Consider the following 22093-nt stretch of genomic DNA (forward strand, 5'->3'; position numbering starts at 1 on the left):
AGACCAGGGCTTTTTCAATTGAGCTAAAGAGGCGCCGAAACAAAGTAAGTAAATGTACCGTTGACCGTCACCGTGCTAGGCACGTCACCCTCGTCCGTCACCTTCCCGAATTCAGCATCCGTGATGGTTCCAGTAATCTCGGCAGTTTCCTCATCCGCATCCTGGGTAATCTTGACACCAACATCCAGCCTCCCTTCTAGGACCTGTGTGTAAGTATCAAATGAAGATGCGTAAAACACAGCATTCAGAAGCTGCTTGAACAGGAAACTATTGCTCCCCTCCTTCAATCCTCCAGGGTATCTCCACGCCGTAGCCACACCAGTCCCTTCAAAGATCAATGTCTGGCTAGAACCACCAGAGACTCCGTCTGTTATAAAGTCGAAAGGCTTGTCGCCTAGCGTGTAATGAATTTCAGCTCGGTTCAGGCCGGCTTTGACACTGCTGCGAGCCGCTTTAAAGTCTTCTGGCGTAAAGTTGGGCGTTGAATCATTCATGAGGATCTCCTGTTCACCGGTCATGGAGCCCTGGCCCAGCGCTCCTAAAACCAGTAAACATGCGCCTGCCCACCCCGCCTACTGTCAGAATTGACAGTTCTGGCAAGCAGCCGACCAACGGCGTCTACTGCGCCATCCCCAGCTCCCGCTTCACCAGCTTCGCCAACTTCACGCTATCAATCGGCTTGAGCAAAAAATCCACCACGCTCAAATGCATCGCATCGATCACATCCGGCGCTTCGGCGTCCCCGGACATAATGATGATCGGCAGCGCCGCGCGGGTGGACTCGCGGACTTTTTTGATCAGTTGCAGGCCGTTACTCGGCGCCATGCGCAGGTCGGTGATAAGCAAACCAATGGAGCTGCTCGACTTCAATAAATCCCACGCCGATTCACCGCTGTCGGCGGTCATGCAGCGAATGCCGTCCAGCCCCAGGATCTCCGCCAGCAGTTCACGCGCGTCCTTGTCGTCGTCAACGATCAGCACGCGCTGTGGCGGTAAATCAGGCTCCAGCATCACGGCGCTCAGCGCCTCGCGCTCGGCGTCACTCAAAATATCGTGGTCGGACATACGTTTCTCAGCAGTTCTCATCAATCCCCCCGTCACACTCGTCAGACATCTGCGGAAGGGCGATCAATGTGCACTTCGTCGGAAAGTTTGCCTAGTGGGCGTTCTACGGGGTTTGGACGATAGTCATGTAAGGTTTTTCCCTAAATTTACGCGCGGTTCATCGAACTAGACTTACGTCCAATGGGCACCCGCCGCGCAGGAGTCGACCATGCAGGACGATAACGACAACAAAAATGCGGTCCTAGTGATGAGTAAAGCTGATGCCTTCGCCGAGGCGGGGAAAACTGCTGTGTTGCAGAACATCCACGGCACCTTGCAATTCCTGCAACGCTTCCCGCCGTTCAACCAGATGGAAAACGCACACCTGGCGTTTCTGGTGGAGCAGTGCCAATTACGCTTCTACGGCCCCGGCGACAGTATTCTCAAGCCGTCGGGCGGGCCGGTGGAGCACTTCTATATCGTCAAGCAGGGCCGGGTGGTCGGCGAACGGCCGGAATCAGCACAAAATACGTTCGAGATCACCACCGGCGAGTGCTTCCCCCTCGCCGCACTGCTCGGCGAACGAGCGACGCGCACTGAGCACAAGGCCGCCGAAGACACCTTCTGCCTGCAACTGAACAAACCGGCCTTTATCAAGCTGTTCGCGCTGTCCAGCCCGTTTCGCGATTTTGCCCTGCGTGGCGTCAGCAGCCTGCTGGACCAGGTCAACCAGCAGGTGCAGCAAAAAGCCGTGGAAACCCTCGGCACGCAATATTCCCTGAACACCCGCCTGGGCGAGTTGGCCATGCGTCACCCGGTCATGTGTAACCCCGACACCCCCCTGCGCGAAGCGGTGACGCTGATGCACGAGCAACAGGTCGGCAGCATCGTGATCGTCGACGAGCACAAGGCGCCCCTGGGGATTTTCACCCTGCGCGACCTGCGTCAGGTGGTGGCCGACGGCACCGGCGATTTCAGCCAGGCCATCGAAGGCCACATGACCCAGGCGCCCTTCTCCCTGACCCCGGACCACAGCGCCTTCGACGCCGCCATCGCCATGACCGAACGGCATATCGCCCATGTGTGCCTGGTCAAAGACCAGCGCCTGTGCGGCGTGGTGTCCGAGCGCGACCTGTTTTCCCTGCAGCGCGTCGACTTGGTGCACCTGGCCCGTACCATTCGCAACGCGCCCCGGGTGGAAAACCTGGTGGCGATTCGCGGTGAGATCGGCCAGTTGGTGGAACGCATGCTGGCCCATGGCGCGTCGTCCACCCAGATCACCCACATTATTACGCTGCTCAACGATCACACCGTGTGCCGGGTGATCGAGCTGACCCTCGCCGAAAAGGGCGACCCCGGCGTGCCCTTCAGCTGGTTGTGTTTTGGCAGCGAAGGCCGCCGCGAGCAGACGCTGTACACCGACCAGGACAACGGCATCCTGTTCGAGGCTAAAGATGCCGCCCAAGCCGCCGAGATTCGCATCCGTTTGCTGCCGCTGGCGCAGCAGATCAACCAGAGCCTGGCGCTGTGCGGGTTCAGCCTGTGCAAGGGCAACATCATGGCCGGCAACCCGGAGCTGTGCCTGTCGCGGGCCGAATGGGCGCGACGCTTTGCGGCGTTTATTCGCGAGGCGACACCGGAGAACCTGCTGGGGTCGAGCATCTATTTCGACCTGCGCGTGGTGTGGGGTGATGAGCAGGGTTGCGAGCAACTGCGCCAGGGCATTCTGGATCAGGTGGAGGACAACCGGCTGTTCCAACGCATGCTCGCCGAAAACGCCTTGCGCCAGCGCCCGCCGGTGGGACGTTTCCGCGATTTTGTGCTGACGCGCAAAGGCAGCGAAAAGGCCACCCTCGACCTCAAGGTGCAGGGCCTCACGCCGTTTGTCGACGGCGCGCGCCTGCTGGCACTGGCCAACGGCATCCACGTCAATAACACCCTTGAGCGTCTGCGCCAGTTGGTGGTCAAGGAGGTGATCGAGCCTTTGGACGGCGCCGCGTATGAAGAGGCGTACCACTTCATCCAGCAAACCCGCATGCAGCAGCACCAGTTGCAGACGCGGGAAAACCAGCCTTATTCCAACCGCGTCGACCCCGACAGCCTCAACCACCTGGACCGGCGCATCCTGCGCGAGTCCCTGCGCCAGGCCCAGCGCCTGCAAAGCAGCCTGACCTTGCGGTACCAGCTGTGAGCCTGTTCGGTTGGCTGCGCGCGGCCAAACCCGGGCTGGGGGCGGCGCAACAGCGGCGCCTGGAGCAATTGCCCAAGCCCGCCGCATTGGGCGAAGGCTCGTTGCGCAACCAACGCTGGGTGGTGGTGGACCTGGAAACCAGCGGCCTGAACCTCAACCGCGACCAGGTGTTGTCCATCGGCGCTGTGGTAATCGAGGACGGCGCGGTGGACTTTTCCCAGCTGTTCGAACGCACCCTGCACCGTGCCGAAACCAAACTCAGCCCCAGCGTGCTGATCCACGGCCTCGGCCCCAGCGCAATTGCAGCCGGAAGCGACCCGGTCGAGGCGTTGCTGGATTTCATGGAATTCGTCGGCGACAGCCCGCTGCTGGCGTTCCATGCGCCGTTTGATCAACACATGCTGTGCCGCGCGCTCAAGGACAGCCTGGGTTATCGCCTGGCCCACAGCTTTCTCGACGTGGCCGACATCGCCCCGCTGCTGTGCCCTGAGGCGCATATTCGTGAAGCCGGGCTGGACGACTGGATCAACCACTTCAACCTGCAAGTCGGCGAACGCCACCACGCCAGCGCCGATGCATTGGCCACGGCCGAGCTGATGCTTATCCTGTTGAGCCGTGCGCGCCAGCAGCACATCGACAGTCCCCAAGCGCTGCAAGAACGTTTGAGCCAATGGAAACGCCGCAAACAAGCCCCTTCCTTCTAGGATCGTTCCCATGCTCCGCCTCTAAGATCGTTCCCATGCTCCGCGTGGGAATGCCGCCTGGGACGCTCCGCGTTCCCGCCGTACGCGTACAACTCAAGCCCTGCGCAAGCTGACGCGGAGCGTCACGGGCGGCATTCCCACGCAGAGCGTGGGAATGATCGGCGTAGAGCGTGGGAGCGATCGGGAGGCTTGGGAACGATCGGGAACGGGTAAATACGCGCCATCGTTTTAATGTCATCTCCCGACAGACGCCAATTGCGCCCACCCCGCGCCTCTGACACAATCGCGAATAATTCTCGTTAGTTTAAACTTTTTTATTCGGTGATGCCTTGTCGTCGGTCCAGAACCCCCACAGTGAGCTTGTTGGTGCGTTGTATCGCGACCATCGCGGCTGGCTGTTGGCGTGGCTGCGACGCAATGTGGCCTGCCCGAGCCGCGCCGAAGACCTCAGCCAGGACACGTTCATGCGCCTGCTGGGCCGTGACGAGTTACGCGAACCTCGCGAGCCACGGGCGTTTCTGGTGGCCATCGCCAAGGGCTTGTTGTTCGACTATTTCCGCCGTGCCGCGCTGGAACAGGCCTACCTCACCGAATTGATGCTGATCCCGGAAAGCGAGCACCCTTCGCCCGAAGAGCAGCAACTGATCCTCGAAGACCTCAAGGCCATCGACCGCCTGCTCGGCAAGCTGTCGAGCAAAGCCCGCGCCGCCTTCCTCTATAACCGCCTCGACGGCCTGGGCCACGCAGAAATCGCCCAGCGCCTCGGCGTGTCCGTGCCGCGCGTGCGCCAGTACCTGGCCCAGGGCATTCGTCAGTGCTACATCGCGCTGTATGGCGAACCGTCGTGACCGTGATCAGCTCCAAACCGGTCTCGGCCCATGTGCTGGATGCCGCGATTGCCTGGCAACTGTGCCTCGACTCGGGCGATGGCAGCGCCGTGGAACAGGAAGAATTCGCCAAATGGCTGGCCAGCGATGAAGAACACGCGCGTGCCTGGCGCCAGCTGGGCATGCTCGACCAACGCTTCAGCGCGGCCTCGGGCCCGGCGCGGGCGGCGTTGTTGCAGTCGCGCGAAGGCATTCGCCAGCGCGTGCGCAAGCTCGGCAGCGGCCTGGCGAGTATCGCGCTGGTGTGCGGCCTGGCGTTGTTTGCCGGCGAACGTTATGTGCCGATCCACTATTGGCTGGCCGATCAACGCACCGCCACCGGCGAGCAGCGCACGCTGAAACTGGCGGACGGCACGCTGATCAACCTCAACACCCACAGCGCCATCGACGTGCGCTTCGATGAGAAACGCCGGCTGATTGTGTTGCAAGAGGGCGAGATCCTCGTCGAGACCGGCCACAACGATGCGCGCCCGTTTTACGTGCAAACCCGCGACGGCAGCCTGCGGGCGCTGGGCACGCGGTTTATCGTCAAGCGCGAAGACGACGCCACGCGCCTGAGCGTGTTGCAGTCGGCAGTTGCCGCCCAGCCACAGGCACTGCATCAAGAACAGGTGTTCAAGGAAGGCCAGCAAGTACTGATGCGCAGCGACGGCCTCGGCCCGCTGCTGGCCGTCACCCCCGCCACCGATGCCTGGACGCGCGGCATGCTGGTGGTCGACAACGCCCGCCTGGGCGATGTGGTCGAAGAACTCGCGCGCTACCGCACCGGCCACCTGGGTGTGGATAAAAATGTGGCCGAACTGCGCATCACCGGCAGCTTCCCGCTGCACGACACCACGCTAGCGCTCAACGCGCTGCTGCCGACTCTGCCGGTGCAGATCGAGCAGCGCACGTCGTGGTGGGTGACGGTGAAGGGCAAGCCTTAGGTTCTGAGGTGTCGGGAACATTGCTCGCGATGGGTGCCTCAAGAACACCCAAACATCTTCAGGCAAAAATATTTTTATTGCGCCCTATCACTTTTCGATTCTCGTTCGGCACCTAGGCAATTGAGAAATATTTCCATTCAGGAGCCGCCCCATGTACCGCACGCTAGATACCTTGTTGCGCCCCAGCCTGTTAGCCGTGGCCATTGCCCTCAGCACCCCGCTGGCAAGCCCGTTGCTGATGGCCGCCGAACAGGCCTCCAGCGTGCGCGCCTACAACCTGCCGGCCGCACCGCTGGCCAGCACCCTGAACCAAATCGCCAGCCAGGCTGGCCTCGCACTGACCCTCAGCCCTGCGCTCGCGTCAGGCAAGACCTCGGCCCCCGTCAACGGCCAGTTCGATGCCCAGGGCGCACTGCGTGAAGCGTTGCGCGGGACCGGGTTGCAGTTGGAGCAGAGCAGCGCCGGGACTTTTACGCTGGTAGCGATTCCGGAAGGGGTTGTGGCGTTGCCGCAGACCAGCATTATTGGTCAGGGCAACTTGGAAAGTGCGTGGGGGCCGGTGGACGGCTATGTCGCGACACGTACGGCGGCGGGTACCAAGACGGATACGCCGATCATCGAGGCGCCCCGTTCGATGTCCGTAGTCACGCGTGCGCAGATGGAAGACCGTGGTGTGCAGAACCTCGATGACGCTGTGCGCTACATGCCCGGCGTTATCGCCAGCAGCTACGGCAGCGACTCTCGCGCCGACTGGCTGCGGGTACGTGGCTTCGAGCCTACGCAGTTCCTCGACGGCCTGCCGTTGCCCAAAGGCTCCTACGCCAACCCAAAACAGGAAACGTGGAACCTGGACCGCATCACGCTGCTACGCGGCCCTGCATCGTCGGTGTACGGTCAGACCCCGCCGGGTGGCATGCTCGATATGGTGAGCCGCCGCCCGCAAGCAGAGAGCAGCAACGCCGTGCGCGCCGAGGTCGGCAGCAACAACCGCAAGCAGATCAGCTTCGACAGCACTGGGAAAATCGATGACCAGGGCCAATTTCTATACCGCGTCGACGGCGTGGTACGTGATAGCGGCAGCCCCATCGACCATATCGAGGACAAGCGTTACAACATCGCGCCCAGCCTGACGTGGAACATTAACGACGACACCCATCTGACCCTGCTCTCGCAATTCACCCGCGACGATACCGGTATCAGTGGCCAGTTCCTGCCGCTGCAAGGCACCAAGCTGCCTTCGCCAGCGGGCAAGATCTCCCATCACAAAAACCTTGGCGAGCCGGATCAGGACTACTACGACCGCACCTACTACGCTCTCGGTTACGCTTTCGACCATCGCATCAACGATGTCTGGCAGTTCAAGCAAAACCTGCGCTACACCAAGAGCGAACTGGCCTTCAACACCACCTACTCCAGCTATGGCGACACCGCCGTCGGTGCAGATGGCATGCTCAAGCGCATTTACGACAAAGTGGACGAAGACATCTCGCAGCTGGCTGTGGATAACAACTTCCAGGCCGACTTCCAGACCGGCGCCTTGAGCCACACACTGTTGCTCGGCCTGGATCACCAGCGCACCAACACTGACTACCACTGGATCGAAGGCAACGCGGCGAGCATCAACCCGAACCGCCCGATCTACAACCAGCCACGCCCGGCTGGCGACCCCTTCACCTTCTACGATTACAACCAGAAAACCGTGCAGACCGGCCTCTACATCCAGGACCAGATCTCCCTGGATAAATGGCGCCTGACCCTTGGCGGCCGTGAGGACTGGATTCACACCGGCACCACCTTCTTCAACCTGAATGACGCCACCAACACCCAACGCGACAAGGCCTTCAGCGGCAACGCGGGCCTGAGCTATGTGTTCGATTCGGGCATCACGCCCTACATTTCCTATACCGAGTCGTTCCAGCCCACCGCCGGCGCCAGCGCGAGTGCCACCGAGTCGTTCAAACCGACCGAAGGCAAGCAGACCGAAGTTGGCGTGAAGTACCAGCCAGTGGGCAGCAAAACCCTGCTGACTGCTGCCGTGTTCGACCTGCGCCAGCAAAACGTTTCGGTGACACAAAACAACGTCACCAGCCAGATCGGCGAAATCAGCGTGCGCGGCCTGGAGCTGGAAGCCACTTCGGAAGTCACCGACAACCTGAAACTGGTGGGTTCCTACACCTACACCGACACCGAAATCCTCAAGGGTGACGACAAAGGAAACCGCATGAAGCTGGTGCCACGCAACCAGGCGTCGCTGTGGTCTGACTACACCTGGCATGCAGGGGTTCTGGATGGTTTCGGGGTAGGCGCCGGCGTACGTTACGTGGGCGATACCTACGGCAACACTGCCAATACAGCCAACGGCCACGTCGGTTCGTACACCGTGTATGACGCTGCCGTGCATTACGACTTGAGCCGTCTGAACCCAGTACTCGCAGGTGTCTCGGTGGATGTCACCGCCAAGAACATCTTCAACAAGGATTACCTGTCAACCTGCGACGGTGCCTGGTGCTACTACGGTGATGAGCGCAATGTCGTGGCGGCTGTGAACTACAAGTGGTAAGCCACTGACACGGTCACCCAAGGGTCACGGCAGCGCCGTGGCCCTTTTGCATTTGGATGAACCATGAAAAGCAAAACCATCCGCCGCTGGTCCTTCATCCACACCTGGACCAGCCTCATCTGCACAGTATTCCTGCTGCTGCTCGCCCTCACCGGCCTGCCGTTGGTGTTTCACCACGAGATCGACCACCTGCTGGGCAACGAGCCTGTGCTCAAGCAGATGCCCGCCGATACCCCGCAACTGAACCTTGAGCAACTGGTGACCAAGGCTCAGGCCCATCGCCCGGGCGAAGCCATGCAATACCTGGCGTGGGATGAGGACGACAAGAACGGCGTGATCGCGATCATGGCCGCGACGGCCGGCACCGAACCCAACTCGTCCCACACCTTCATGCTCGACGCGCGCACCGGTGAAACGGTCGAGATGCCGTCGGCCAATGGCGGCTTCACGCTGTTCCTGCTGCGCCTGCATGTCGACATGTTTGCCGGCCTGCCGGGTAAGTTGCTGCTGGCGTTCATGGGCATTCTGTTTGTGGTGGCGATTGTCTCGGGCACGGTGCTGTACCTGCCGTTCATGCGCCGCTTGAAGTTCGCCACCGTGCGCCAGGACAAATCCACCCGCCTGCGCTGGCTCGACCTGCACAACCTGATCGGCGTGGTCACGCTGACCTGGGCGCTGGTGGTGGGCGTGACCGGGGTGATCAGTGCCTGTGCCGACCTGATCATCGCTGCGTGGCGTACCGACAGCCTCAGCGCAATGATCGAACCCTACAAAAACGCACCGCCGCTGACCCTGCGCGCACCCGCCACCGAGCTGCTGACGATTGCCGCCAAGGCCGCCCCCGGCATGCAGCCGGACTTTATCGCCTTCCCCGGCACACGCTTTTCCAGCGAGCACCATTACGCGGTGTTCATGAAGGGCAGCACGCACCTGACCTCGCACTTGCTCACGCCCGTGTTGATCGACGCCCGCACCCTGGCCGTCACCGCCATCGCCGAGCGGCCGTGGTACATGGACGCCATGGGCATGTCGCAGCCGCTGCACTTTGGCGACTACGGCGGCATGCCGATGAAGATCCTCTGGGCGGCGCTGGATGTGCTGACCATCATCGTGCTGGGCAGCGGGGTTTATCTCTGGATCGTCAGACGCAAGGCGGGCAAGGCATGAAGCCGCGTCAGTCGAATTTCTGGAAGGTGTTTGGCATTCCACTGGGGATTGGTTTGCTGAGTGCTACCGGTTTGTTCGCCGCGTTGCTGGGCGATGGGCTGTGGGACACATTGAGCTGGGTGGGCCTGGGCATCCCCGCCGCCATTGGCGTTTGGGCATTATTGTAGGAGCGAGGCGAGCAGCTAGCCCTTGCTCGCGAAAAACCTGAGAGCGCCGCGTAAAATCTGCCGCGCTGCGTTATCGTTAACGCTCTTCGCGAGCAAGGACTAGGCGTCCCCCTCGCTCCTACACGGGAAATATTCATGTCCGCACCCAGCATGACCTTGTTCCACAACCCCGCCTCGCCGTTCGTGCGCAAAGTCCGCGTGCTGCTGATCGAGACCGGCCAGCAGGACCGCGTGGCCCTACAAGCCTGTGTGCCGACCCCCGTCACACCGGACGCCCAAGTGGTCCAGGGCAACCCCGTGGGCAAGATCCCGGCGCTGCGCCTGGCCGACGGCTCCGTGTTGCACGACAGCCGGGTGATCCTCGATTACCTTGACCACCAGCACGTCGGCAACCCGCTGATCCCCCGTGACGGCTCCGCCCGCTGGCGCCGCCTGACCCTGGCCTCGATGGCCGACGGCATCATGGACGCCGCCGTGCTGGTGCGTTACGAAACCGCCCTGCGCCCGGTGGAAAAACACTGGGCTCCGTGGCTCGACGAACAGCGCAACAAAATCCGCCGCGCCGTCGCCGAGCTTGAGCAGGACGCGATTGCCGAACTGACCAGTCACTTCGACATTGCCTCGATCAGCGTGGCCTGCGCCCTGGGCTATCTGGACTTCCGCCACCCGGACCTGCAATGGCGCACCGCCAACCCAAAGCTGGCTGACTGGTATGCCGAAGTCAGCCTACGGCCTTCGATGCTGGACACCCAGCCGCCGGTTTAACCTGGTGACGCATTACCCTGTGGCAAGCGGGGCTGTTGTGGCGAGCGGGCTTGTTGTGGCGAGCGGGCTTGTTGTGGCGAGCGGGCTTGCCCCGCGTTGGGCTGCGAAGCAGCCCCAATCAAGCAGCATGCGGTGTATCAGTCAATCCGAAGCGGCTGGTTTTGGGGCTGCTTCGCAGCCCAACGCGGGGCAAGCCCGCTCGCCACAACAAGACCGCTCGCCACAACAAGCCCGCTCGCCACAGGGAATAGCGCGTTGATCCTGCTCACCAACTGCACCCTCACCCGCTGATCCTCCCGCAACCCGATCATTGCACCGCCTCCAGGTCAAACTCCAACGGCTCGGCCGCCTTGCGCTTGCCCACGCCATACCAATCCAGTTTGCGCGTCAGCACCATCACGGTACCCAGCAGGCCGAACAGCAACAGCGAGCCCATCAACAGCGCGTAATCCTCGGCACTCAACAACCCGTACAACAAGCCATACAACGCCGCCAAGCCGGCCGAAAACCCGAGGCCGTGGGCGACACTGCGCAGCACGTGGCACACGTAAAAACCGATCAGCAATACGCAGGCACTCGCCGATATCAGGTACGCCAGCGCAAAGCCCAGGTGCTCGGACAACGACAACAACAGCAGGTAGAAAAACGCCAGCGCAACACCCACCAACGCGTACTGAATCGGGTGCACCGCCAGGCTCTTGAGCACCTCGAACAGGAAGAACCCGGCGAAGGTCAGCGCGATAAACAGCAGCGCGTATTTGATCGCGCGGTCGCTCTTGAGGTACTGGTCCACCGGGTCGATGAAGTTCACGCCGAAGCTGCGGTTATTGAAGTCGTCACAGCCACGCTCGGCCAGGCAACCGCGAAGGGCTTCTTCGAGGTTGGTGGAGAAAAACGAGGTTTGCCAATTGGCGGTGAAGCCCTTGTCGGTGACGTCCCGCTGTGCCGGCAGGAAGTTGCCGATGAAGCTCGGGTGCGGCCAATTCGAGGCGAGTGACACCTGGCTGGTCTTGCCTACCGGCACCACTTGCAGTTGCTCGGTGCCTTGCAGGCGCAGGTCGAAAGCAAAGTCCAGCGGGGCCGGCTTTTTGCTGTCCTGCTCCGGCAGCGCTACATGCACGCCCTCGCCCAGCCAGTCCACCTGGGTGCCCGGCGAGAACTCCAGACGTTGTGCGCCCAGCTCTAGCTTCAGCGCGTTTTCGATGCCGCGAATATCGCTGATGCCCACCGCCAGAAACGCCGGCTCAAAGCGGTAATCGGCAAAGTTTTCCTTGATGCCCAGTTGCTCCGGTAGCACGAAGCGCCCGCTGATGCGGTTGTCGGCATGGAACAGCCGCGCCTGGTAAATACCCCGGGCGCGCAGTTCGGTTTGCACCTGGCCGTCGAGCGCAAAATGCTCCGGCAGGAAATACAGACGACCGTGCACTTCACGGGTTTCCTCGTAGCGTTTGTTGAGCTTTTCATTGAGCTTCCACTCGCGGACGGTCTTGCGATACGGCACCACCATCACCGGGCCGGTGAGGCGTTGGGCGTAACTGGAGCTGCGGGCGATGTCCATCAGTACGCCGTCGCGCAGTTGCTGGCGGTCGCTGATGATGCCGTTGATCATCAGCAACGGAATCAGCAACAGCAGGATCAGCAGCGCAATCGCGCCAAGTTTGAAAAGCAGGCTGCGGTTCATGGGTCTCTCCCTGTTTTGATGGGCAGAGAGTGAGCCGCGCGTGTGGGGGATTTATGTGGGTTCTGTGGAGACTGTGTGGAGATGCAGCACCGCTTGCACACCACCGGGCACATTGCCGATCTGCAAGACGCCGCCGTGCAGCTTCATCACCTCTTCGACAAAATTGAGGCCCAGGCCGGTGCTCTTGCGCCCGCTGGCCGGGCGTGGCAGCGAGTAGAAACGCTCGCTCAGGCGCGGCAAGGCGTAGTCGGGAATGGGGGCGGCCTGGTTGAACAGGCGGACCTCGACGTCGTTGTGACGCGTCTGGGCGCTGAACCTCAATGCGCCGCCGGGCGGTGTGAAGTCCAGGGCGTTATCCAGCAAATTACCCAAGGCCTGACGCAGCAGAAAGGGTTCGCCGAATACCTTCACGTCCGTGGCAATCGTCTGTTCGACCTGCAAGCCGGCACCTTCAATCCGCGCACATTGGGCCTTGAGCACATCGTCGACCAATGCCGCCAGCGGGATGCTCACCTGCTCTTCCAGCCCCTGGCGTTGCTCCACCTGGGCCAGGTTCAGCAGGCGTTCGATCAACTGTTGCAGGCGCGCGCTTTCACTGTCGATATTGCCGACAAAGCGCTGCTGTTGCTCGCGAGTCATGTCGCCCTGCAGCAGCTCCGCCGCACCGCGAATCGCTGCCAGCGGGCTTTTCAATTCGTGGGTCAGGGTGTGCACATAGTGTTCGACGTAAGCCTTGCCCTCCAACTGCGTGCGCATGTGCTCCACGGCGGTGGACAGCTGCTTGAGTTCGCCGCCCCGGTAATGCGGCAACTCAGCCCTGCGCCCTTCGCTGACGGCCTCGGCATAGGCGGTCAGTCGTCTCAGGGCCGCGCTCAGCCACCACGACAGCAACGCGCCCAGCAACAGGCCCAGAATCACCAGCCCGGCGCCGTACCAGAGCAAGCGGCGCTCGGTGCGGTCGACGTAGGGTTGCAACGAACTGTTGGGCTTGGCCACTGTGACCACGCCGATGATCTGGCCTTTGTCGCGGATTGGCGCGCCGACGTGCATCACCGACGAGGTGGGGTCCTCCAGTTCGCTGCGCGTGGAGCGCGCGCCGTACTCGCCGCGCAGGGTCAGGTACACGTCGTTCCACTTGGAGTAATCCTGGCCCACCGCTTCGCCCGTGGAATCGAGCAACACCGTGCCTTTGGCGTCGGTCACGTAGATACGGTGGTTGACCTGGTTTTTCGGCAGGCCCCAGATAGTCGCGCCAGGCTGGCGGTTGCCGTAGGCCTTGAGCAATGCCTGCCAGTGGCTCTGCCCGAGGGTGCCGTTCTTCACGTCATCGCGCAGCACTTCGGCCAGCAGGTTGGCGGTGTCCACCAGGGTTTCTTCGGTGGACTGGCGTACGCCGGGGCGGATTTCCTTCATCACGGTGCTGAGCACGAAGTAGCCGGTGAGGCCGATAAACAACGCATACACCAGGAAAATCCGCAGCCCCAGGCGCATCAGCTGTTGCTCGGGCTGTAGCTGTAGCCGAGGCCGCGATGGGTCTGGATCGGCTCGGCATCGGCGGCCACGTTGCGTAACTTGCTGCGCAGGCTTTTGATGTGGCTGTCGATATTGCGCTCGTAGCCGGCATCGGCGGGCACACCCACCGCGTCCAAGAGTTGTTCACGACTGAATACGCGCTCGGGTTGTTCCAGCAGGCTTTGCAGCAGGCGGAATTCATGGCGCGTCAGGCTCAAGGGCTGACCCCGATAATTGATCTGCATGCGCTCAAGGTCGACTTGGAACACGACGGCCGCAACACCTGGGCCAACGCGCTTGAGGATCGCCCGCACCCGCGCCGCCACTTCCCGTGGGCTGAACGGCTTGACCACATAATCGTCGGCGCCAATCTCCAGCCCCACCACCCGGTCGATCTCGCCATCGCGGGCACTGAGGAACATCACCGGCACTTCACTGAAGCGGCGCAACTGTTTACAGGTTTCAAAGCCGCTGATATCCGGCAGGCCGATATCGAGGATGATCAGGTCGGCCGGGGTCTGGCGCTGATGCTCCAGCGCAGCCTGGCCAAGCGTCAGCCAGGTGGTGGTAAAGCCCTCGCCTTGCAGGGCGAATATCAGCGTGTCGGCAATCGCCGCTTCGTCTTCGACAATCAGGATGTGCGGCATGGGCTCGATCAGCAGTCTGGTTTGTCGGCAGTGTAGCGACGGGCCGGGTTCACTGCTGCACCAAATTCACGCAGGGCCTTGGCGCCGATCAGCAGCGGGTAGTTGAAGCTGCTGCGGTCGGTGAGGTTGACCTCGACAGTGCGCTTCACGTTGCCCAGGCACATTTCCAGGTCGATCACCGGGCGCTTGGCGACGGTGGCTTCATCCTTGTCGTCATCTTCGTCGGCGCGGCTCTTGATTTTGCTGATGCGCGAGACCTTGTGTTCATAGACTTTGTTGGTCGCGTCCTTGCCGCCGAGGCGGAAGCGCACCCAATCGTCGCCGTCACGGGTGAAGGTTTCGATGTCGCGGGCCGACAGCGACGCGGTGAGCGCGCCGGTGTCCATCTTGGCCTTGAAGGTTTCGCCGATCTCCGGCAGCTGGATGTATTCGTAACGACCGTAAAGGGTCGGTTCGGCGGCCATGACAGGCAGGGCAACCAGGGCGAGGGAGGCAAGAAGCAGTTTCACGAAGTGGTTTCCTCGGAAAGAAGTAGGCGGATTCTAGACCGCAAAAGCAGTACTTAGTTAGATCGTTCCCACGCTCTGCGTGGGAATGCCTGCTGTGACGCTCTGCGTCACGACGTTAAAAGCTCGACGCAGTGCTCGACGTGACCGTGGTCTATCCGCAGCAGACGATTCCGGGGTTCTGGGATTTGATCAGCGGCGCGGTGCCGAAAGTGATCATTGATATCCGCACCCGTGAGTTGGACCCGGCGTTGTGGCAGGGCGATTACGAGAACGATCCGGCGTTTCGCCAGACCGTCCAGAACTGGGTCAACCAGCTCTGGAAGGAGAAAGATGCGCGCATCGATGAACTGCGCGCGGAACGTCCTTAGCCGCCTGTGCCCCAGGCCTGGGCCAGTTTGCCCAACACGGAACTGTTGGCACCCTGGCCGCCCAGGTATTGCAGGATCACCGGCGCAAACTGGCCGATCATCCCGCTGTCCATGCCCAGCGCGCTGAACGCGGTGTTCAGGTCGTTGGTGTTCTTCACGTTACCCAGCAAGCCGTCCAGGCCGCTGGTCTTGCTGCCACCGGTCTGGCCGAGCATCCCGCTCAAGGCCCCGAGGCTGCCCAGCGCATTGTTGCCCGACAGCTGATCCAGGCCCGGCACGCTCTTGCCCAGTTGCGAATAGTCGTTGCCGCTCAGGCTATTCTTGGCCAGCCCCAGCATGGCACCCGTGCCGCCGACGGCTTGCTCGGGGGTGACGTTCAATTGTGAGGTCAGGGCGCTCAGCAGGCCGGCCGTCTCGGACGACGGTGCTGCGGCAGCGGCCTTGTTGTTGCCACCCTGCATCCCAGAGATGGCATTGGCCGCATCGCCAAGGCTGAACCCTGCGGCAAACACTGGGCTGGCAGCCAGGGTCATCAGGCAGGAAAGGGCGAAACCGCGTGAAATCTTCATCAAGACAACCTCTGAATTAAGCGCTAAAAACAGGTGTTTGACTGACAGTCCCGGAGGATTGTTCCCACACCAGGATGAGGTCCAGACATCACTGCATCCGAATCGCCCTGCCCCGCGTATATCCTTCATACGCTGCCCGGAGTCGGATGGAATGAATGCCCAAGCTGGACTACCCTCTGCCTACCGTGCGCAGTCCCATCGCCCTCGCTCGAGTGCCTGGAGAAGCCCTATTTCCGCGAATGATATTGATCCGTTGCTGCCCCTGCTGGCCCAATGTGCCCTGGGCAATCGCCAGGCGTTCGAAACCCTCTACCGCAGTGTTTCGCCGCGATTGCACGGCGTTGCCTTGCGTTTCATGGGGCGTTCGGACCTCGCCGAAGAAGTGCTGCAGGAGGCCTTCGTGCGCATCTGGTACAACGCCTCGCGCTACGAAGCGCACCTGGCGGCGCCGATGACCTGGATGGTCAACATCACCCGCAACCTGGCCATCGACCAACTGCGCAAGCGCCGTGAACAACCCTTGGCCGACGGTCAGCAGGACGCCCTGCTCGACGAGGGGGCCAGCGCTCACGAGCAACTCGACAGCGAGCGCGAGGCCCGCGCCCTGAACCGCTGCCTCGACACCCTCGACGGCATGCAGCGCCAATCGATCACCGTGGCTTACTTCCAGGGCCTGTCATGCTCGGAATTGGCCGAGCAGTTGGCGGCGCCCCTGGGCTCGGTCAAATCCTGGATACGTCGCGGCATGGAACGCCTGCGCAGGTGCCTTGAATCATGAACTACCAAACCACCTCCTTGCGCCGCGCTCTGGCCGCCGATTACGCCATCGGCCTGATGCCCGCCACTGCCCGCCGGCGCTTTGATGCCCTGCTGCTCGACGACGCCGCGCTGCGCGTCGAACTCGGCCATTGGCAGGATGCCCTCGCCAGCCTCACCGGTGCATTGCCGGAGCGACCGGTGCCAGAGCATGTCTGGGAAGGCATCAAGGCGCGCATCGAACCGCAAGTGCTGCATGTACCGGCGAAGAAACCGTTCTGGATGAACATCCGCCTGCTGGCGGCTGCGTGCGCCGTGGTCGTCGCGCTGCTGGTGGGCGTGCTTTACCAGCGCGACAACGGCCTTGGGTACAACGCCACACTGGTCAATGCCAGCCAGCAACCGGCCCTGCAGATCAAGGCATTTGCCGATCACCTGCAAGTCGAACCGCTGACATTGGCCGCAGTGGAAGCAGCGCGTGACCTGGAACTGTGGGCGATTCCGACCGGCGGCAAACCCATTTCCCTGGGCGTCGTACCGGCTGCCGGCAAAGGTCGAATCGAGTTGAGCAAGGAGCAACAAGCGTTGCTGAAAGCGTCAGTGACCCTCGCCGTCACCCTGGAACCTCGAGGGGGTTCGCCAAGCGGCCAACCGACCGGCCCCGTGCTGTATCAAGGCCAATTGGCATCACTCTAACGAAGATCGCCGACGATAGGTTCAGGAACCCATCGCGATCACGAGGGTCCATGAACTGACTACAAAATTTGTCAGGAAGAGACTTATGACTGCGATCCAACCCCAAGTGATTGAGCACAAGCCTCCATTCTGGAGCCGCTCCCGCCTGTTTATCGGCGCCTGCGTGGTGGTGGTTGCCGGTATCGGCGGCGCGCTCTACACCCAGGACAGCGTCAAATCCGCCGCCACGCTGGTGACCACCACCCAGCAACCGGCCGCGCAGATCATGGCCCACAAGGACTACCTGGAAGTGCAGCCCATCGCCGCCACAGCCCCGGCGCCGGACCAGAGCCTGGAACTGTGGGCCATCCCCGAAGGCGGCACGCCCGTGTCCCTGGGCCTGTTGCCGGAAGATGGCAAAGGCATCATCGGCTTGAATCCGCGCCAGCAGGAATCCATCAGCAAGCCGGTGGAGTTGATGGTGAGTTCGGAAAGCAAGGGTGGGTCGGTGAGTAAGCAACCGACAGGCCCGACTGTCTATCAAGGCGCACTGGCTACTCGTTAACCCCACCCCCAAGCGCCGCTCACCGCCCAGGCGACTTGCTCCCGGCGAAGGATGGCGCTTATAGTTCGGCGGTCGTCCACATGGCGACACGGGTTTGGCGACTCGATTGAAGTAAGGCATGCAAAAGCACCTGCTCCTTTGCAGGTTTTTTTGCACCCGCGATGCTGTCCTTTATGGCGGCTGTGCGTGGGAGACCCTCGGGTCTGCCGGCTTTGCCTCATTTCACCGGTTCGCCAACCTGCGTACAGCTGCCACCCATTCGTTTGGCGACGTGTGAGTGGTAGCCCCATTCTCTGAAATGAAGGTTAAAACATGAACCGATACATGCCGCTCACCGGCCACGACAGCACTACCCCTTCCCTGCTCATCGACACCCAAGTGCCCCTCGACGTCCTCCACGACGCCGCTGTCTACCGCATCCGCGCGGTGACCCAAGTCATGGAAAACCTGGCGTTTCGCGAGGGCCTGCAAACCGACACCATCGTCCTCCAGGACTTCGCCCTGCTCTGCGCCATTCCGTTGCGCGATGGGTGCGATTTGCTCGACGTGATCAGCCGCCGCCTACAATCGTAGGCATGAGCCTGAACTTAAGTAGTCCATTTCCGAAACGTTAAAAACGTCCCTGTACACGCCTTACACCGCTTGTGGCGCCTTCTTATAGTCGTGCGCCACAGCCATGGAGGTGTACGCGATGCAGGGACCCTACGTATTTATCAATGATCGAGCGCAGCCGTATCCGCTGCTCAAGCAAAGCCTGTCGCTTAATCCGCAGACGCAGACAAAGTTCGACACGCTCAATCAACACATCCGCAACACAATGGTATTGCCTGGGCAACTGGTCATTATCGGCGACAGTCGAACAGCGGCTTGCACGGCTGAAGAAGCACGATTGATGCAATCGGCGGCGAAAATCAAACATGCGCTATTGGCACATTCTGCCGCCGATCAATTCTTGATCAAAAACTACGATCAGTTACAGGCAATCATGACTTATTCCTCTATCGGCATCGGGGCCGCCAGCAGTGCATGGAGCAAGCACTTGGCGCAAATCGAGAAGACCCTCAAGGAAATCGACGATTTGCATAAGCAGTACTTGAGTAAGGGCACCACGGCGGCAAGGAGCGAGTTCCTGGTCAAACGCAGGGCATTGTTTGCGACGCTGGATGGCCAAATTTCCGGCATGGCCCGCTTTGGTACGGGGCTGAAAAACGAAGGGTCGATTAAAAAGATGCTGGGGATTTCCAGTAAGAGCTACTGGCATCATGGACAGATTCTCGGGTATGAGGACACGGTCAAGCGAGTCGCCAAAGCCTCGGAAATGTTGAAGAAAGGGACTTACATTGGTATAGCGCTGGATGTTGGGGCAACCGCGATGGAGATAGCGCAGGCGTGCTCTACGGGGCGTGAGCAGGAATGTACGCAAGCGAAGTATGTTGAAGGAGGCAAGTTAGTGTTTGGCGTTGGCGGCGCATCCCTGGGCGGGACAATTGGGGCCTCTATCGGTATCGGCGCCTGCATGATTGTATTCGGTATACCTACAGCAGGCGCCGGAGCCTTAGCATGTGCCATCGTCGGCGGTGCCGCAGGTGGACTCGCCTTAGGCAAGCTCGGAGCCGAAGGTGGGGAAATTGCGGGTAAATTTCTCTATGAGGCTGCGAGGGACTAAATGTACCTGGAATTTATTATGTTGAGCTCATGCGCCCTCATGCTACTTAGCTTCCCGCTCATCTTTTGTGCCATGTACAAAAAACTCGATGCAGCAGAACGCTATGTGCAACACAGCCCCTATCTAGTCGTGAACAAAGACATCTTTCGTAGAGCTCATTTTGAAGGAAGACCGCAACGCCTATTCGCCATGGCGACCATCATTCTTATCCCAAAAGTACTCCAATGGAGGCGCTTGGTACTCGTTGAGGACGTTAAAAAAATACCTCGGCACCTCAAGTACTGGATGGTGATACCGACACTCGTTCCCTGCCTCTCCATTGCAGGCATGGCTATCAGCTGGTTTCTTATGAAGGACTAATGTTCCATAAAACAAGGGCGACCCTCGGGTCGCCCTTTTTATTTCGCCTGCGATTTAGGCCGCGCTGAACAACTTATGCGGATCAATCACAAACTTCTTCGGCACGCCCGCATCAAACTCGCCATACCCGCGTGGCGCGTCATCCAGGCTGATGACTTCAACCCCCACGATGTCGGCAATGTGAATACGGTCCCACATGATCGCCTGCATCAGCTGGCGGTTGTACTTCATCACCGGCGTTTGCCCGGTGTGGAAGCTGTGGGATTTGGCCCAGCCCAAACCAAAGCGGATGCTCAGGCTGCCCATTTTCGCAGCGGCGTCGACGGCACCTGGATCTTCGGTGACGTACAGGCCGGGGATGCCGATCTTGCCCGCCACGCGCACCACGCCCATCAGTGAGTTGAGCACGGTGGCCGGGGCCTCCGCCTTGGCGCCGTCATGACCGTGGCCACGCGCTTCGAAGCCCACGCAGTCGACGGCGCAGTCCACTTCAGGCTCACCCAGCAGCGCGGCGATTTGTTCGTGCAGCGGGGTGTCGGTGGACAGGTCGACCACTTCGAACCCTTGCGCCTTGGCGTGGGCCAGGCGGATGGAGTTGACGTCGCCAATAATCACCACCGCCGCACCGAGCAGGCGTGCAGAAGCCGCTGCGGCCAGACCGACAGGGCCAGCACCGGCGATGTACACGGTGCTGCCCGGGCCAACGCCAGCCGTGACAGCGCCGTGGTAGCCAGTAGGGAGAATGTCGGAGAGGCAGGTCAGGTCGCGGATTTTCTCCATGGCCTTGTCGCGGTCCGGCAGTTTGAGCAGGTTGAAGTCAGCGTATGGCACCAGCACGTATTCGGCCTGGCCACCGGTCCAGTCGCCCATGTCGACGTAGCCATAGGCGCCACCGGCACGGGCCGGGTTGACGGTCAGGCATACGCCCGTGTGTTGCTCTTTGCATGAGCGGCAGCGGCCGCAAGCAACGTTGAACGGCACGGAGACCAGGTCGCCGATTTTCAGGTTTTCGACGTCGCTGCCCTTCTCGATCACTTCACCGGTGATTTCGTGACCGAGCACCAGGCCGGTCTGAGCGGTGGTGCGGCCGCGCACCATGTGTTGGTCGGAGCCGCAGATGTTGGTGGAGACCACGCGCAGGATGACGCCGTGCTCAATCTTCCTGCCACGGGGGTCCTGCATTTTGGGATAGTCGATTTTCTGTACTTCGACCTTGCCGTTGCCGAGATACACGACACCACGATTACCAGACATGCTTTCACCTCGCTGTTGTTTTTATGGAACCGCGTTGCCCAGGCAGGCAGCGCGTTAAATGCTCGGGTACAGATGCTGTTTCTTGTGTTGTTTGTTAGGGCCTCATCGGGAGTCAGAGCACCACCGTCCGATTGGCGTTCAAAAACACCCGCCGCTCAATGTGATACCCCACGGCTCGGGCCAATGTCTGCCCTTCGATATCGCGCCCCTTGGCAATCAAATCCTCCGGATAGTGGCTGTGATCTACCACCTCAACGCCCTGGGCGATGATCGGGCCTTCGTCCAGATCGTTGTTGATGTAATGCGCCGTCGCGCCAACCAATTTCACACCCTTGTTGTACGCCTGGTGATACGGCTTGGCACCCTTGAACCCCGGCAACAATGAGTGATGGATGTTGATCGCCTTGCCATCCAGCTTGCGGCACAGCTCCGGCGACAGCACTTGCATGTAGCGCGCAAGGATCACCAGTTCGGCGCCCGTGTCTTCCACCACTTGCCACACCTGACGCTCCTGGGACGGTTTGTCGTTGGGGTCGAGTGGGAAATGGTAGTAGGGAATCTGGTGCCAGTCGGCCAACGGTTTGAGATCAGGGTGGTTGGACACCACCGCGACCACGTCCATCGACAGTTGGCCGATGCGCTGGCGGTACAGCAGGTCGTTAAGACAGTGATCGGCCTTGGAGACCATGATCACCACTTTTGGCCGGTAGTTCGGCGCCGTCAGCTCGAAGATCATGCCAAAGGCTTCGCCGCGCGTGGCCAGGCCATCGCGGAAAGCCTGCTCATCAAAACCGTCTGGCTGACGGAATTCCACGCGGATAAAAAATCGGCCCGAGAGGCGATCATCGAACGAGTGATGCTCGGTGACGTAGCAGCCCTGCTCGAACAGGTAGCGGGTGACCGCGTCCACCGTGCCGAGCACGCTGGGGCAGTCGGCGGTCAAAATCCATGTATCGGGTGCGCGGCTCATATTGGAATCCTCAGGCCTTCGTGGCGAGGGGGCTTGTCCCCCGTTGGGCTGCGAAGCAGCCCCAAAACCTGCCGCTCGGTTATTTCAGAAAAAATGCACTGACCTTATTGGGACCGCTGCGCGCTCCAACGGGGGGCAAGCCCCCTCGCC

The 22093-nt window shown here is 61.1% G+C and carries 22 protein-coding genes and 1 pseudogene; 14 read left to right on the plus strand and 9 right to left on the minus strand.

Going from position 1 to position 22093, the window contains the following annotated elements:
* Positions 1–23: 23 nt before the first annotated feature.
* Positions 24–494 carry a hypothetical protein gene (locus tag ACR52_RS06810; RefSeq protein ID WP_152687594.1) on the minus strand — a complete coding sequence of 157 codons (471 nt, stop codon included), beginning with the start codon at positions 492–494 and terminating at the stop codon, positions 24–26.
* Between the two features lie 124 nt (positions 495–618).
* Positions 619–1065 carry a response regulator gene (locus tag ACR52_RS06815; protein ID WP_048722178.1) on the minus strand — a complete coding sequence of 149 codons (447 nt, stop codon included), beginning with the start codon at positions 1063–1065 and terminating at the stop codon, positions 619–621.
* A 247-nt stretch (positions 1066–1312) separates the two neighbouring features.
* On the opposite strand from ACR52_RS06815, the gene ACR52_RS06820 reads away from it, so the two are divergent.
* From ACR52_RS06820 to ACR52_RS06850, 8 genes are all read left to right on the plus strand, one after another.
* On the plus strand, positions 1313–3235 hold the full coding sequence (locus ACR52_RS06820; RefSeq protein ID WP_173439211.1) for a putative nucleotidyltransferase substrate binding domain-containing protein: 1923 nt from the start codon (positions 1313–1315) through the stop codon (positions 3233–3235).
* Positions 3232–3939: a 3'-5' exonuclease gene (locus ACR52_RS06825; protein WP_048722184.1), complete on the plus strand. Its 708-nt coding sequence runs from the start codon at positions 3232–3234 to the stop codon at positions 3937–3939. The genes ACR52_RS06820 and ACR52_RS06825 overlap by 4 nt, the downstream gene beginning before the upstream one ends.
* 329 nt (positions 3940–4268) lie before the next feature.
* A complete protein-coding gene (locus ACR52_RS06830; protein WP_048722187.1) occupies positions 4269–4787 on the plus strand; it encodes an RNA polymerase sigma factor in 519 nt (172 codons plus the stop codon).
* A complete protein-coding gene (locus ACR52_RS06835) occupies positions 4784–5752 on the plus strand; it encodes a FecR domain-containing protein (RefSeq protein ID WP_048722190.1) in 969 nt (322 codons plus the stop codon). Before ACR52_RS06830 ends, ACR52_RS06835 begins: the two co-directional genes overlap by 4 nt.
* Positions 5753–5903: 151 nt before the next feature.
* Complete coding sequence (locus ACR52_RS06840) at positions 5904–8312, plus strand: TonB-dependent siderophore receptor (RefSeq protein WP_048722193.1); 2409 nt, start codon at positions 5904–5906, stop codon at positions 8310–8312.
* 63 nt (positions 8313–8375) lie between these two features.
* Complete coding sequence (locus tag ACR52_RS06845) at positions 8376–9479, plus strand: PepSY-associated TM helix domain-containing protein (protein WP_048722195.1); 1104 nt, start codon at positions 8376–8378, stop codon at positions 9477–9479.
* Positions 9476–9646 carry a DUF4175 domain-containing protein gene (locus ACR52_RS30770; protein ID WP_161799289.1) on the plus strand — a complete coding sequence of 57 codons (171 nt, stop codon included), beginning with the start codon at positions 9476–9478 and terminating at the stop codon, positions 9644–9646. The genes ACR52_RS06845 and ACR52_RS30770 overlap by 4 nt, the downstream gene beginning before the upstream one ends.
* A gap of 135 nt (positions 9647–9781) precedes the next feature.
* The gene (locus ACR52_RS06850; RefSeq protein WP_048722197.1) at positions 9782–10411 is read left to right on the plus strand and encodes a glutathione S-transferase; all 630 of its coding nucleotides are present in this window, start codon (positions 9782–9784) and stop codon (positions 10409–10411) included.
* 307 nt (positions 10412–10718) lie between these two features.
* Here ACR52_RS06850 and creD read toward each other — a convergent pair whose 3' ends face one another.
* Genes creD through rloA2 form a run of 4 tightly spaced genes read right to left on the minus strand, consistent with a single transcriptional unit; the run spans position 10719 to position 14760 of the window.
* Positions 10719–12092 carry a cell envelope integrity protein CreD gene (gene creD / locus ACR52_RS06855; RefSeq protein ID WP_048722200.1) on the minus strand — a complete coding sequence of 458 codons (1374 nt, stop codon included), beginning with the start codon at positions 12090–12092 and terminating at the stop codon, positions 10719–10721.
* 51 nt (positions 12093–12143) lie between these two features.
* Entirely contained in the window at positions 12144–13583 is a 1440-nt protein-coding gene (creC, locus tag ACR52_RS06860) for a two-component system sensor histidine kinase CreC (protein WP_048722203.1), read from the minus strand.
* Positions 13583–14251 (minus strand): two-component system response regulator CreB, encoded by a 669-nt coding sequence (creB, locus tag ACR52_RS06865; protein WP_048722206.1) that lies wholly within the window; start codon positions 14249–14251, stop codon positions 13583–13585. The genes creC and creB overlap by 1 nt, the downstream gene beginning before the upstream one ends.
* Positions 14252–14259: 8 nt before the next feature.
* Positions 14260–14760 (minus strand): retropepsin-like aspartic peptidase RloA2, encoded by a 501-nt coding sequence (gene rloA2, locus ACR52_RS06870; RefSeq protein WP_027605972.1) that lies wholly within the window; start codon positions 14758–14760, stop codon positions 14260–14262.
* Between the two features lie 119 nt (positions 14761–14879).
* On the opposite strand from rloA2, the pseudogene ACR52_RS06875 reads away from it, so the two are divergent.
* Positions 14880–15128 (plus strand): annotated as a pseudogene (locus ACR52_RS06875) (acyltransferase); the annotation flags it as partial.
* Here the strand turns inward: ACR52_RS06875 and ACR52_RS06880 are convergent.
* On the minus strand, positions 15125–15697 hold the full coding sequence (locus tag ACR52_RS06880; protein WP_048722215.1) for a DUF2780 domain-containing protein: 573 nt from the start codon (positions 15695–15697) through the stop codon (positions 15125–15127). The pseudogene ACR52_RS06875 and the gene ACR52_RS06880 overlap by 4 nt on opposite strands.
* 151 nt (positions 15698–15848) lie before the next feature.
* Here ACR52_RS06880 and ACR52_RS06885 point away from each other — a divergent pair, with 151 nt between their 5' ends.
* From ACR52_RS06885 to ACR52_RS06905, 5 genes are all read left to right on the plus strand, one after another.
* Positions 15849–16475: an RNA polymerase sigma factor gene (locus ACR52_RS06885; RefSeq protein ID WP_048722217.1), complete on the plus strand. Its 627-nt coding sequence runs from the start codon at positions 15849–15851 to the stop codon at positions 16473–16475.
* A complete protein-coding gene (locus tag ACR52_RS06890) occupies positions 16472–17149 on the plus strand; it encodes an anti-sigma factor (protein WP_048722219.1) in 678 nt (225 codons plus the stop codon). Before ACR52_RS06885 ends, ACR52_RS06890 begins: the two co-directional genes overlap by 4 nt.
* Positions 17150–17234: 85 nt before the next feature.
* The gene (locus ACR52_RS06895; RefSeq protein ID WP_048722220.1) at positions 17235–17693 is read left to right on the plus strand and encodes an anti-sigma factor domain-containing protein; all 459 of its coding nucleotides are present in this window, start codon (positions 17235–17237) and stop codon (positions 17691–17693) included.
* A 312-nt stretch (positions 17694–18005) separates the two neighbouring features.
* On the plus strand, positions 18006–18266 hold the full coding sequence (locus ACR52_RS06900) for a hypothetical protein (protein ID WP_236692119.1): 261 nt from the start codon (positions 18006–18008) through the stop codon (positions 18264–18266).
* A 118-nt stretch (positions 18267–18384) separates the two neighbouring features.
* On the plus strand, positions 18385–19359 hold the full coding sequence (locus ACR52_RS06905) for a hypothetical protein (protein WP_048722225.1): 975 nt from the start codon (positions 18385–18387) through the stop codon (positions 19357–19359).
* Positions 19360–19773: 414 nt separating this feature from the next.
* Here ACR52_RS06905 and fdhA read toward each other — a convergent pair whose 3' ends face one another.
* Together fdhA and purU are read right to left on the minus strand one after the other, a co-directional pair.
* Positions 19774–20973: a formaldehyde dehydrogenase, glutathione-independent gene (gene fdhA, locus ACR52_RS06915; protein ID WP_048722231.1), complete on the minus strand. Its 1200-nt coding sequence runs from the start codon at positions 20971–20973 to the stop codon at positions 19774–19776.
* A gap of 112 nt (positions 20974–21085) precedes the next feature.
* Complete coding sequence (gene purU, locus ACR52_RS06920) at positions 21086–21943, minus strand: formyltetrahydrofolate deformylase (protein WP_048722233.1); 858 nt, start codon at positions 21941–21943, stop codon at positions 21086–21088.
* Positions 21944–22093: the final 150 nt, after the last annotated feature.

It is taken from the genome of Pseudomonas fildesensis, assembly GCF_001050345.1.
GTDB classification, from domain to species: Bacteria; Pseudomonadota; Gammaproteobacteria; order Pseudomonadales; family Pseudomonadaceae; genus Aquipseudomonas; species Aquipseudomonas fildesensis.